This is a genomic window from Kushneria konosiri (assembly GCF_002155145.1).
Taxonomy (GTDB): Bacteria; Pseudomonadota; Gammaproteobacteria; order Pseudomonadales; family Halomonadaceae; genus Kushneria; species Kushneria konosiri.
Genome location: NZ_CP021323.1, coordinates 92,845 through 105,388, shown reverse-complemented (window position 1 = coordinate 105,388; position 12,544 = coordinate 92,845). Strand labels below are relative to the sequence as shown.

Sequence of the window (12,544 nt, the reverse complement as noted above, 5' to 3'; positions counted from 1 at the left end):
ATTACATGTACAGGCTGTATGACAAGGATGTTAGCGGGTAGCAGTGGGTGAGGCAAATGTGTCTCTGCGATGGTACCCATTGAACAAAGCGATTAACGACATGTTCGCATTAAAAAAATGCATATCGAATACCCATGCTCAATAGTAACAGCGTCAGCATACCCCGCAGCAGATTGTCAGGCAGATATTTTGATAGCCATGCGCCGAGGTGGATGGCAGGCACCGATCCGACCAGAAGCGCCAGCAAAAGCGCGAAATCCACGTTGCCCAGCAGCAGGTGTCCGCCGCCGGCCACCAGTGTCAATGGCACCGCATGAGCGATATCGGTGCCGACAATTCGTCCCGAAGAAAAGAAGGGATAAAGCAGCATCAGTACCGCAGTTCCAAAAACCCCGGCGCCAACGGACGAGAGCGTGACACACACGCCCAGCACAATGCCTGACACTATGGTCAGAGGGGCAACATGTCGATTGACCCAGCGGTCCCCCTGACCGGTCCAGCGCTGAAGCGGTGTCTTGAAGATCAACACGGCCGCTGTAAGGATCAGCATGATACCCAGAGTGGTGGTGATCAGGGCGTTGTAATCATGTGCACCGGTGAAAAAGCGGTTCAGTACAAAAACCGTCAGGATGGCTGCAGGAACGCTGCCAGCAGAGAGCCGCATCATGACTTTCCAGTCGATGTGCCCCTGCTTCTGGTGACTGAAGATGCCGCTGATCTTGGTAAAGGCGGCATAAAGAAGATCCGTGCCCACGGCAACATGTGGGGGAAACCCAAAGGTCAGCAGAATAGGGGTCATCAGTGAGCCGCCGCCGATGCCAGAGAGCCCTACTGCGATACCGACACCTGCGCCGGCAAGTACATAAAGCAGAAAATCGATAAGTGACATGCTAAATCCCGTGGCGTTGGCAAGAGCATTGCGCAGCAGGAATCTAGGGACAATTTTTTATTCTGAAAAGGAATGATTGTTCATTATTTTAGACCCTGATAGCATTAGGGATCGTTTCTGTGTCTCATTCGAATTGATTTTTGGACCCGCTCTGCAGGAGGTTAATGCCTTGAAACTTCAGCAGCTTCGCTATATCTGGGAAGTTTCCCGGCATAATCTGAATGTATCTGCCACGGCGCAGAGTCTCTTTACATCCCAGCCCGGGATTTCCAAACAGATCCGGCTGCTGGAAGACGAGCTTGGCGTCGAGATATTTGCGCGAAGCGGCAAACATCTGACCAGAATTACACCGGCCGGCAAGCCGATTGTCGAGCTTGCCGGAGAAGTGCTTCGCAAGGTGGATGATATTCGCCACGTGGCGCAGGAATTCAGTGATGACCGTCGTGGCAGTCTCTCCATTGCCACCACGCATACTCAGGCGCGGTACGCCCTGCCTGCCGTCATTAGTGGTTTCACTCAGCGCTATCCGGATGTGGCGCTGCACATGCAGCAGGGCACGCCGCGCCAGATTGCCCAGATGGTCTGTGAAGGCATGGCGGATTTTGCCATCTGTACGGAATCACTGGATCTTTTCAATGATCTGGTCCTGTTGCCCTGCTATCGCTGGAATCGCTGTGTGCTGGTACCCAGGGGGCATCCGCTGGAAGGCACGCAGAATCTGACCCTTGAAGCGCTCGGAGAGCATCCGCTGGTGACCTATACCTTCGGCTTTACAGGGCGCTCTCAGCTTGATGATGCCTTCAAGTCACGCGGTATTACGCCCAATGTGGTTCTGACCGCTGCGGACTCCGATGTCATCAAGACTTATGTGAGACTGGGGCTGGGGGTCGGCATTGTGGCGCACATGGCCATTGATCCGGTCGCAGACCACGATCTGGTGGCCATCGATGCCAGTCATCTGTTCGAGAGTTCGGTGACCCGAATCGGTATTCGCCGCGGCACCTTCATGCGCAATTACATGTTTGACTTTATCCATGAATTTGCTGCTCATCTGGATCGGGATACGGTCGAGGCGGCGCTGGAGTCGAGTCCGCATGCTGAAAATGCGCTTTTTGAACACATCGAATTACCTGTCAGGTAAGCACTGCCCGACATAAAAAAGGCTCGCCATTTTCTGGCGAGCCTTTTTTTGGGGTGTCTGCTGCCCATTCAGTGCTGCAGATGCAGCCCGCACTCACGGGTTTCCTCACCCTTGGTCGGGTCAAAATAATCGAAGTTGTTGGGCAGGTCATGCCTGACCAGATAGTCATGCATGTCCTTGCTGCTCCAGTGAAGCACCGGGGCGACCTTGATCAGGCCGTCCTGGTTGATGCTGACCGGCTGCATCTGTGCGCGGGTTGCCGTGTCAGACGCTCGCAGGGCCGTAAACCAGACGCCCGGGCTGGTTTCACGCAGGGCGCGCTCGAAGGGCTCGAGCTTGACCTCTTTGGTGAAGGCTTCATGGCGCGGATCATCCAGAGCAGGCGTCGGCCCTTCCACGGCTTCTCGATGAGCGCGTGTGCGCAGCGGGAGATAGATGATGCGGTTAAGGCCGAGCTTCTGGCTCACCTCATCGGCAAACTGATAAGTGGCGGGCGTATTATATCCGGAGTCCATCCAGACGATGGGGATGTCGGGACGAACCTGCGTCACCATGTGAAGGATGACGGCTTCAAAGGGGCGGAAATTGGTGGTGCAGATGGGGTGCTTGTCGAGTGACAGTGCCCATTCGACCAGTGCCTGAGGATCATTGCCCAGCCTTGCATTGATCTCATCGATATTCAGCGACATTCGGTGACTCCATCCTCAATGACAGATGGCCCGGTAGGGGCCGTTTGGCAGGCACGATAGCAAATCACCCGAACTTCTCCCCAATATCATTTGGTTTGAAGTTTAGAAGTCCTGCCCGCGCTCCTGCATGCCCAATTGGCGGGTGGCGGCCAGCGGCGTAACGCGGGGAGGTTCCCCTTCGGGCCATTCCACATGGGCCTTGATGGCATAGACCTCCCGCAGGCGTTCCTCGGTCAGCACCTGTTCGGGCGCACCCACGGCACATACCTTGCCGCCTGCTCCCATAAGCCACATATGGCGTGAAAAACGCGCGGCCAGACTCAGATCATGGATGGCAATGACAATGATCATCTGCTGATCCCGCGCCAGTGCCACCAGCCATTCGAGCACCTGCAGCTGATGGTGAAGATCCAGTGCGCTGGTCGGCTCATCCAGCATCAACACCCGGGGCTCCCTGACCACGGCCTGAGCAATGGCCACCCGCTGGCGCTGTCCACCGGATAGCTGGCCGAGGTCGCGCTCGGCATATTGCTCGAGTTCCAGTGTCTGAAGGGTGTGTTGCACCCGCCTTAAATCCTGCTGTCGATCGCTGCGATGCGTGGTGCGCCGTGCGAGTAGAACGGCTTCAAACACGCTGAGTGCGGCGCGGGAGGTGATGTCCTGAGGCAGGTAGTAGACCTGTCCGGCACGCTGGGCGATGTCCAGCGTATTCAGCGCCGTGCCATCAAGGCTGATCTGGCCGGTGGATCGCTCGATACCGGCGATGGATTTCAAGAGCGTGGACTTGCCGGCCCCGTTGGGACCGATCAGGGCGGTCAGTTCGCCCGGACGTGCTTCAAGGCCGCTGACATGATCCAGAATCCGGGTGCGTCCAAAATGGACCGACAGTGATTCAACCCTGAGGCTCATCCCCATACCTCACGTCGGCTTTTGAGAATCAGGGAGACAAAAAACGGCAGGCCGATCAGCGCTGTAATGATGCCTACGGGCAGCAGCACGCCGGGCACCAGCGTCTTGGACACAATGGAGGTCAACGACATTAAAAGCGCACCTGTCAGCGCTGACATGGGTAGAAACACGCGCTGATCTTCACCGACCAGCATGCGGGCAATATGAGGGCCAACCAGTCCGATAAAGCCGATGATGCCGACAAAGGCCACGGCCGTGGCGGCCAGAAGCGAACTGCACAGCAGCACGGTCAATCGCAGGCGGCCTACGTTGACGCCCAGCGCGCGCGCCTGCAGATCCCCCATGCGCAGCGCCGTCAATCGCCAGCCAGCGAAAAAGAAAATCGGCATTGTGACCAGAAGGGCCGTGGTCACAATGCCAATCTTTGACCAGCTGGCCCGCGACAGTGATCCCAGCGACCAGAACACCAATTGCTGCAGGGATTCCGCCGAGGCGACATATTGAAGGATGCCCAGAGCAGCATTGAAAAAGAACATCAGCGCGATGCCCATCAGGACCATGGTCTGTACGCTGACGCCGCGCAGGCGGCTGACGAGCCAGATCAGCATCGACGCGATCATGGCCATGATAAAGGCATTGAGCGTGGTCAGCAGTTCGCTGGCGGCAGGGAAAAGTGATACGCCAAGTACGATGGCCAGTGCGGCCCCAAAGCTTGCAGCCGCCGAGATGCCCAGCGTGAAAGGGTCGGCCAGCGGATTATTGAGAATGGTCTGCATCTCGGCCCCGGCGCTGGCCAGAGACATTCCCACCATCACGGCCATCAGCGCCACCGGCAGGCGGATCTCCCAGACGATAACTGCAATCGCACGGGGGGCTTCGTCAGGGGTGAGGATGGCACTCAGGATATCGGTCAGCCCATATTGTCCGGGACCGGTGCCCACATCGACAATCAATGAACACAGCGTCAGCACTGCCGTGATGGCCAATAGCCAATAGTGTCGTCGTCGCCGTTGAAGATACTTGTCGATACTGGTGTCTGTAGCAGGGGCGGTGACTGTCATGTAGGGCTACCAGCGCTCATCAGCATTCTCTTGCAGCGGGCAGGATACGCCCGTGGTGATCGAAATGGTTATCAATCATAAACATCGCCTGCCTGAGCGTACAGGCGTGTTTATGTCAACGCCCGCATTAGATGGCGAATCTTGTCGAGGGTTTCGATAAATTCGCCCTCTTCATCGGAGTCGGCAACCAGTCCCCCTCCACCCCAAACATAAAGAGCGTCGTCTTCCCGGTAGAGCGTACGAATGGTGATGGAGGTATGCATGTCGCCACGCTGATCTATATAGCCGATGCTGCCGCAATAGGGGCCACGGCGAGTGCCCTCCAGCTCGTCGATGATATCCATGGCACGAATGCGGGGCGCCCCCGTGATGGAGCCACCCGGAAAGGCGGCGGTCAGCGCATCGATGGCATCCAGTGATGGGGCCAGCTCTCCCGTGATGGTGCTGACCAGGTGATGCACATTGCGATAGCTTTCAAGGGCTGCCAGTGCCGGTACGCGGACCGTTCCCGCACGACAGACCCGGCCAAGGTCGTTGCGCAAAAGGTCCACGATCATGACGTTTTCGGTGCGATCCTTGAGGCTGCCGAGAAGTTCATCAGCCAGCCGCTGATCTTCTTCGGTCGTTTGACCTCTGGGGCGTGTTCCCTTGATGGGGCTGGTGGTCAATTGGCGATGTGCAAGATGCAAAAAGCGCTCAGGGGAGAGTGACAATATGCTGCGTTCCCGACCGTCTTTTCCTTGCCATGACAGAAAGGCGCCAAACGGAGCAGGGGTTGCGTGACGTAGCCTGCCGTAAGCCTCCCAGCTTGCTCCCTGGCATCGGGCCTGAAAGCGCTGGGCCAGATTGACCTGATAGCAGTCCCCGGCATGAAGGTAGTCACTGACCCGTTGAAACCGTTCGCCATAAGTTGCGCGATCAATATCGGCAGTAAAAGGGGAGGTCAGGGCAAAGGGAGCCTCTTGCTGACCAAGAGAAGTTTCAAGCCATGTCAGCACCTGATCACGTCGCTCGGCGGTGGCGACAAGATAGCTGCGTTGTTGTTGGTGATCCTGGATCAGGGCCCAGTCATAGAGCCCGAGTCTGGCCAGCGGTAGATCAATATCGGCAGCAGCCCGGCTTTCCAGACGTTCGATCAGGCGGCCAAAATCATAGCTCCAGTAGCCCATGAGCCCCCCGATAAAGGGAACGTCCTCATCAGTGTCCGGTGCCAGAGTTTTCAAGTGGCTTAGAAGCTCGCGCTGGGCGGCCTGCGGGGTCGTGGCTGAAAGTGCTGTCGTGCAGTGGCATTGCCCCAGGGTATCTATTTCCAATACGGCGCCAGGATCACAGCTCATGATGTCAAAGCGCCCGGTCTGCGTATAAGGGCGGCCGTTATCCAGCAGTATCGCCTCGCGTCGATGACGCAGTCTTTCAAACCAGACGGCCGGGTCCGCATGATAAGGGAGGGGATGAAGCAGTAGTTGATAGGAAGGCATGATCATGTATCGCAGGCTTTGACGGAGCATGAAGTTTAACAGTCCACAGAAGGAACCGATGCCATCAGCAGGACCATATTGGCAAAGTGAGACTGTAACTTTGGTCTTTGAGGACAGTATGTCGTACTGTGGTGATATTTCCCTGATTGTTGACAATAACCATGACTTCAACGACTTCTTCCGGCGAGACCCCTATCGAGGCGCGAACGCTTGCTGAGCGAGTCTTTCAACAGCTTCAGGATGCCATCGTACGTGGCGAGCTGCCGGCGGGCAGCAAGATTACCGAGCCAGGCCTTGCCCAGACCTATGGTATTTCACGTGGGCCCCTGCGTGAGGCGATGCGTCGACTGGAAGCTCATCGCCTTATCGAGCGTGAGCCTCATGTAGGCGCCAGAGTCGTCAAGCTGTCGATGCGAGAGCTCCTTGAGCTTTTTGATATGCGCGAAGCGCTGGAGAGCATGGCGGCTCGACTGGCGGCCAGGCACATGACCACCGACGAAGTGCAGGCACTCCGTGATGTTCTGATTGCGCATGAGGAGCAGGGTGATCTGGATCAGGCTGAAGCCTATTATCAGCGAGAGGGCGATCTCGACTTTCACTATCTGATTGTGCGCGGCAGCCACAACCGAATGCTGATGACCACCTTGTGTGACGACCTCTACTATCTGGTCAGACTTTATCGCACTCAATACAGTGCCCGCGGCGGACGGCCACAGCGTGCCTTTATAGAGCATCATCGCATTGTCGATGCCATCGCCTCCGGTGATGAAGAGCTGGCCGAGCAGTTGATGCGTCGCCACGTGATTGCAGCCAGACAGACGGTTGCCGAACGCTACGCCATGTCCCTTGATGACGATCGTGAGTTACCCAGAGGGAATAGAAAGGTGTTGTCGCGTCGTGCACCCTCTATATGAAGGGCGATTCCCCATGGGGCTTTCAGGCTCATCGACAGAAAAATGAAGTTTTTTGACGAAAGGGGTTGCACGAACCGGGGGTGATCTATAAAGTACGCATCCGCTGCCACGGAGCACACGGCGACGAGGCAGCGGGGAAGTTAAGCAGGTGATTGTTTTGACTGGGGTTTTAGTCGCTCAATCAGGATTTCAAATCCAGCCGCTGACTTCCGGATCGAAAAAAAGAGGTTGACTTTTCGATCAAGGGCTGTAAAATGCCCACTCTCTCGAAGCAGCCGCCAACGGCGACTGAGACAGCATCTTCGAGACGCTCTTTAACAAGTCGATCAGGCAATTTGTGTGGGCGTCTGGCTCGTGTGACACCAGTCACATAGATAATCGAGCAGACGAACACTCGTCAAGAGTACCAGTTTGAACTCGAGCCCGGATTGATTCGCCTTTCGAGACTGCCTTGGCAGTGTCGAATAAAGAATCTCAAAGCTTCAAAATAAACTGAAGAGTTTGATCATGGCTCAGATTGAACGCTGGCGGCAGGCCTAACACATGCAAGTCGAGCGGCAGCGGGTCCTTCGGGATGCCGGCGAGCGGCGGACGGGTGAGTAATGCATGGGAATCTGCCCGGTAGTGGGGGATAACTCGGGGAAACCCGAGCTAATACCGCATACGTCCTACGGGAGAAAGCAGGGGATCTTCGGACCTTGCGCTATCGGATGAGCCCATGTCGGATTAGCTTGTTGGTGAGGTAACGGCTCACCAAGGCAACGATCCGTAGCTGGTCTGAGAGGATGATCAGCCACACCGGGACTGAGACACGGCCCGGACTCCTACGGGAGGCAGCAGTGGGGAATATTGGACAATGGGGGAAACCCTGATCCAGCCATGCCGCGTGTGTGAAGAAGGCCCTAGGGTTGTAAAGCACTTTCAGTGGGGAAGAAGGCATGACGATTAATACCCGTCATGAAGGACATCACCCACAGAAGAAGCACCGGCTAACTCCGTGCCAGCAGCCGCGGTAATACGGAGGGTGCAAGCGTTAATCGGAATTACTGGGCGTAAAGGGCGCGTAGGCGGCTTGCCAAGCCGGATGTGAAAGCCCCGGGCTCAACCCGGGAACGGCATTCGGAACTGGCAGGCTAGAGTGCAGGAGAGGAAGGTGGAATTCCCGGTGTAGCGGTGAAATGCGTAGAGATCGGGAGGAATACCAGTGGCGAAGGCGGCCTTCTGGACTGACACTGACGCTGAGGCGCGAAAGCGTGGGTAGCAAACAGGATTAGATACCCTGGTAGTCCACGCCGTAAACGATGTCGACCAGCCGTTGGACCCCTTGAGGGTTTGGTGGCGCAGTTAACGCAATAAGTCGACCGCCTGGGGAGTACGGCCGCAAGGCTAAAACTCAAATGAATTGACGGGGGCCCGCACAAGCGGTGGAGCATGTGGTTTAATTCGATGCAACGCGAAGAACCTTACCTGCTCTTGACATCCTGCGAATCTCCCAGAGATGGGAGAGTGCCTTCGGGAACGCAGAGACAGGTGCTGCATGGCTGTCGTCAGCTCGTGTTGTGAAATGTTGGGTTAAGTCCCGTAACGAGCGCAACCCCTATCCCTTTTTGCCAGCGGTCCGGCCGGGAACTTCAGGGAGACTGCCGGTGACAAACCGGAGGAAGGTGGGGACGACGTCAAGTCATCATGGCCCTTACGAGCAGGGCTACACACGTGCTACAATGGCCGGTACAAAGGGTTGCGAAGCGGCGACGTGAAGCCAATCCCATAAAGCCGGCCTCAGTCCGGATCGGAGTCTGCAACTCGACTCCGTGAAGTCGGAATCGCTAGTAATCGTGGATCAGAATGCCACGGTGAATACGTTCCCGGGCCTTGTACACACCGCCCGTCACACCATGGGAGTGGACTGCACCAGAAGTGGTTAGCTTAACCTTCGGGAGAGCGATCACCACGGTGTGGTTCATGACTGGGGTGAAGTCGTAACAAGGTAGCCGTAGGGGAACCTGCGGCTGGATCACCTCCTTAAACGACAAGTGTTCACGCGAACCAGCGCGTCCACACAAATTGCCTGATCGGATAGAGCGAAGATGCCTGGGTCTGTAGCTCAGTTGGTTAGAGCGCACCCCTGATAAGGGTGAGGTCGGCAGTTCGAGTCTGCCCAGACCCACCAACCTGTCGGGGCCTTAGCTCAGCTGGGAGAGCGCCTGCCTTGCACGCAGGAGGTCAGCGGTTCGATCCCGCTAGGCTCCACCATACAGCCCGGTGTCGGTATCTCGCTTTTACTGATGAAACCACAGTCAAAAGTCATGATGATGACACTCATCGACATGATTTCTGACTGTCTTTTTGACAGTACGCTCTTTAACAATGTGGATCATGCTGACCTGTCGGTCGGTGAACACCTCTCGCCTACGAGAGTGTCGTGACCCGGCCGGCAGAAAACGTATAAATTTACCGTGGTACGTCATGTCGTACGTCACCCGGTAAATGTCGTGTGATTGTGAGACCGGACCCCTTGGGGTTATATGGTCAAGCGATTAAGCGCACACGGTGGATGCCTAGGCAGTCAGAGGCGATGAAGGACGTGACAGCCTGCGATAAGCGTCGGTGAGGTGGCAAATGACCTGCGACCCGGCGATTTCCGAATGGGGAAACCCACTCATCACAAGATGAGTATTCATGAGCCAATACATAACTCATGAAGGCGAACCGGGAGAACTGAAACATCTAAGTACCCCGAGGAAAAGACATCAATTGAGATTCCCCCAGTAGCGGCGAGCGAACGGGGAGCAGCCCTTAAGCAGTGCAACCGATAGGCGAACAGTCTGGGAAGTCTGACCATAGCAGGTGATAGTCCTGTAGCCGAAATCCGAGCATTGTGAAATCGAGTAGGTCGGGGCACGTGAAACCCTGACTGAACATGGGGGGACCATCCTCCAAGGCTAAATACTCCTGACTGACCGATAGTGAACCAGTACCGTGAGGGAAAGGCGAAAAGAACCCCGGCGAGGGGAGTGAAATAGATCCTGAAACCGTGTGCGTACAAGCAGTGGGAGCAGACTTGTTCTGTGACTGCGTACCTTTTGTATAATGGGTCAGCGACTTATTCTCAGTAGCGAGCTTAACCGAATAGGGGAGGCGCAGGGAAACCGAGTCTTAAATGGGCGACTTAGTTGCTGGGAATAGACCCGAAACCGGGCGATCTATCCATGGCCAGGATGAAGGTCAGGTAACACTGACTGGAGGTCCGAACTCAAGTATGTTGAAAAATGCTGAGATGAGCTGTGGATCGGAGTGAAAGGCTAATCAAGCTCGGAGATAGCTGGTTCTCCTCGAAAGCTATTTAGGTAGCGCCTCACGTATTACCACCGGGGGTAGAGCACTGTTTCGGCTAGGGGGCCATCCCGGCTTACCAACCCGAGGCAAACTCCGAATACCGGTGAGTACAGCGTGGGAGACACACAGCGGGTGCTAACGTCCGTTGTGAAAAGGGAAACAACCCAGACCGCCAGCCAAGGTCCCAAAATCCCGGTTAAGTGGGAAACGATGTGGGAAGGCACAGACAGCCAGGAGGTTGGCTTAGAAGCAGCCATCCTTTAAAGAAAGCGTAATAGCTCACTGGTCGAGTCGGCCTGCGCGGAAGATGTAACGGGGCTCAAACCGGGTACCGAAGCTGCGGGTGCATCCTATGGATGCGCGGTAGAGGAGCGTTGTGTAAGCCTGCGAAGGTGTATCGTGAGGTATGCTGGAGGTATCACAAGTGCGAATGCTGACATGAGTAACGACAAGGGCGGTGAAAACCCGCCCCGCCGGAAGACCAAGGGTTCCTGTTCGACGTCAATCGGAGCAGGGTGAGTCGGCCCCTAAGGCGAGGCTGAAAAGCGTAGTCGATGGGAAACGGGTCAATATTCCCGTACCGGATGTTATTGCGATGGGGGGACGAAGAAGGCTAGGTGAGCCAGGCGTTGGTTGTCCTGGTGAAAGCATGTAGGCCTGGGGATCAGGCAAATCCGGTCCTCTACAAGCCGAGATGCGAGACGAACAGACTACGGTCTGGAAGTCACTGATGCCACGCTTCCGGGAAAAGCCTCTAAGCTTCAGATAACATGCGACCGTACCCCAAACCGACACAGGTGGTCAGGTAGAGAATACCAAGGCGTATGAGAGAACTCGGGTGAAGGAACTAGGCAAAATGGCACCGTAACTTCGGGAGAAGGTGCGCCGGCCAGGGTGATGGGACTTGCTCCCCTAGCCCTGACCGGCCGAAGAGACCAGGTGGCTGCAACTGTTTATTAAAAACACAGCACTCTGCCAACGCGTAAGCGGACGTATAGGGTGTGACGCCTGCCCGGTGCCGGAAGGTTAATTGATGGTGTTAGCCGCAAGGCGAAGCTCTTGATCGAAGCCCCGGTAAACGGCGGCCGTAACTATAACGGTCCTAAGGTAGCGAAATTCCTTGTCGGGTAAGTTCCGACCTGCACGAATGGCGTAATGATGGCCACGCTGTCTCCACCCGAGACTCAGTGAAATTGAAATCGCTGTGAAGATGCAGTGTACCCGCGGCTAGACGGAAAGACCCCGTGAACCTTTACTATAGCTTCACACTGGACGCTGATGTTACTTGTGTAGGATAGCTGGGAGGCTTTGAAACCCCGACGCCAGTCGGGGTGGAGCCAACCTTGAAATACCAGCCTGGTATCATCGGCGTTCTAACTCCGCACCGTGATCCGGTGTGAGGACAGTGTGTGGTGGGTAGTTTGACTGGGGCGGTCTCCTCCCAAAGAGTAACGGAGGAGCACTAAGGTACCCTCAGCACGGTTGGAAATCGTGCAATGAGTGCAAGAGCATAAGGGTGCTTGACTGCGAGACGGACATGTCGAGCAGGTGCGAAAGCAGGTTCTAGTGATCCGGTGGTTCTGTATGGAAGGGCCATCGCTCAACGGATAAAAGGTACTCCGGGGATAACAGGCTGATACCGCCCAAGAGTTCATATCGACGGCGGTGTTTGGCACCTCGATGTCGGCTCATCACATCCTGGGGCTGAAGTCGGTCCCAAGGGTATGGCTGTTCGCCATTTAAAGTGGTACGCGAGCTGGGTTTAGAACGTCGTGAGACAGTTCGGTCCCTATCTGCCGTGGGCGTCGGAAGTTTGAGAAGTGCTGCTCCTAGTACGAGAGGACCGGAGTGGACGCACCGCTGGTGTACCGGTTGTCATGCCAATGGCACCGCCGGGTAGCTATGTGCGGACGGGATAACCGCTGAAGGCATCTAAGCGGGAAGCCCCCTTCAAGATGAAACTTCCCTGGAGCCTCGAGCTCCCTGAAGGGCCCTCGAAGACGACGAGGTCGATAGGCGCGGTGTGTAAGTGCAGTAATGCATTGAGCTGACGCGTACTAATTGCCCGTGAGGCTTGACCATATAACACCCAAGTGGTTCGCATCACACGATGTTGGATACGATAGC

At 56.1% G+C, this 12,544-nt stretch carries 7 protein-coding genes, 2 tRNA genes and 2 rRNA genes; 6 read left to right on the top strand and 5 right to left on the bottom strand.

All coding sequences use genetic code 11. The features are described from left to right. Positions 1 to 109: 109 nt before the first annotated feature. Complete coding sequence (locus B9G99_RS00585) at positions 110 to 889, bottom strand: sulfite exporter TauE/SafE family protein (protein WP_335617619.1); 780 nt, start codon at positions 887 to 889, stop codon at positions 110 to 112. A 169-nt stretch (positions 890 to 1,058) separates the two neighbouring features. Between B9G99_RS00585 and cysB the strand changes: the two genes are divergently transcribed. Further along, the gene (cysB, locus tag B9G99_RS00580) at positions 1,059 to 2,030 is read left to right on the top strand and encodes an HTH-type transcriptional regulator CysB (RefSeq protein ID WP_086620280.1); all 972 of its coding nucleotides are present in this window, start codon (positions 1,059 to 1,061) and stop codon (positions 2,028 to 2,030) included. Between the two features lie 68 nt (positions 2,031 to 2,098). Here cysB and B9G99_RS00575 read toward each other — a convergent pair whose 3' ends face one another. From B9G99_RS00575 to pabB, 4 genes are all read right to left on the bottom strand, one after another. Continuing rightward, entirely contained in the window at positions 2,099 to 2,719 is a 621-nt protein-coding gene (locus B9G99_RS00575) for a phosphoadenosine phosphosulfate reductase domain-containing protein (protein ID WP_086620279.1), read from the bottom strand. A 102-nt stretch (positions 2,720 to 2,821) separates the two neighbouring features. Continuing rightward, the gene (locus tag B9G99_RS00570) at positions 2,822 to 3,628 is read right to left on the bottom strand and encodes an ABC transporter ATP-binding protein (RefSeq protein ID WP_086620278.1); all 807 of its coding nucleotides are present in this window, start codon (positions 3,626 to 3,628) and stop codon (positions 2,822 to 2,824) included. Then, positions 3,625 to 4,689: a FecCD family ABC transporter permease gene (locus B9G99_RS00565; RefSeq protein WP_086620277.1), complete on the bottom strand. Its 1,065-nt coding sequence runs from the start codon at positions 4,687 to 4,689 to the stop codon at positions 3,625 to 3,627. Before B9G99_RS00565 ends, B9G99_RS00570 begins: the two co-directional genes overlap by 4 nt. Before the next feature lie 110 nt (positions 4,690 to 4,799). Beyond that, on the bottom strand, positions 4,800 to 6,167 hold the full coding sequence (pabB, locus tag B9G99_RS00560) for an aminodeoxychorismate synthase component I (protein WP_086623195.1): 1,368 nt from the start codon (positions 6,165 to 6,167) through the stop codon (positions 4,800 to 4,802). A 161-nt stretch (positions 6,168 to 6,328) separates the two neighbouring features. Here pabB and B9G99_RS00555 point away from each other — a divergent pair, with 161 nt between their 5' ends. The 5 genes from B9G99_RS00555 (at position 6,329) to B9G99_RS00535 (ending at position 12,499) form a co-directional block, all read left to right on the top strand. Beyond that, positions 6,329 to 7,081 (top strand): GntR family transcriptional regulator, encoded by a 753-nt coding sequence (locus tag B9G99_RS00555; RefSeq protein ID WP_086620276.1) that lies wholly within the window; start codon positions 6,329 to 6,331, stop codon positions 7,079 to 7,081. A gap of 489 nt (positions 7,082 to 7,570) precedes the next feature. After that, a 16S ribosomal RNA gene (locus tag B9G99_RS00550) occupies positions 7,571 to 9,106 on the top strand. A gap of 68 nt (positions 9,107 to 9,174) precedes the next feature. Then, positions 9,175 to 9,251: transfer RNA gene (locus tag B9G99_RS00545), tRNA-Ile, on the top strand. A 7-nt stretch (positions 9,252 to 9,258) separates the two neighbouring features. Then, positions 9,259 to 9,334: transfer RNA gene (locus B9G99_RS00540), tRNA-Ala, on the top strand. Positions 9,335 to 9,608: 274 nt separating this feature from the next. Next, positions 9,609 to 12,499: ribosomal RNA gene (locus tag B9G99_RS00535) — 23S ribosomal RNA — on the top strand. Together the 16S and 23S rRNA genes with 2 tRNA genes alongside form the textbook arrangement of a ribosomal RNA operon. Positions 12,500 to 12,544: the final 45 nt, after the last annotated feature.

Bases quoted from the DNA above. Each gene is read 5' to 3' on its own strand.
- B9G99_RS00570 (WP_086620278.1), bottom strand. From the start codon at position 3,628: ATGAGCCTCAGGGTTGAATCACTGTCGGTCCATTTTGGACGCACCCGG.
- B9G99_RS00575 (WP_086620279.1), bottom strand. From the start codon at position 2,719: ATGTCGCTGAATATCGATGAGATCAATGCAAGGCTGGGCAATGATCCT.
- pabB (WP_086623195.1), bottom strand. From the start codon at position 6,167: ATGCCTTCCTATCAACTACTGCTTCATCCCCTCCCTTATCATGCGGAC.
- B9G99_RS00565 (WP_086620277.1), bottom strand. From the start codon at position 4,689: ATGACAGTCACCGCCCCTGCTACAGACACCAGTATCGACAAGTATCTT.
- B9G99_RS00585 (WP_335617619.1), bottom strand. From the start codon at position 889: ATGTCACTTATCGATTTTCTGCTTTATGTACTTGCCGGCGCAGGTGTC.
- B9G99_RS00555 (WP_086620276.1), top strand. From the start codon at position 6,329: ATGACTTCAACGACTTCTTCCGGCGAGACCCCTATCGAGGCGCGAACG.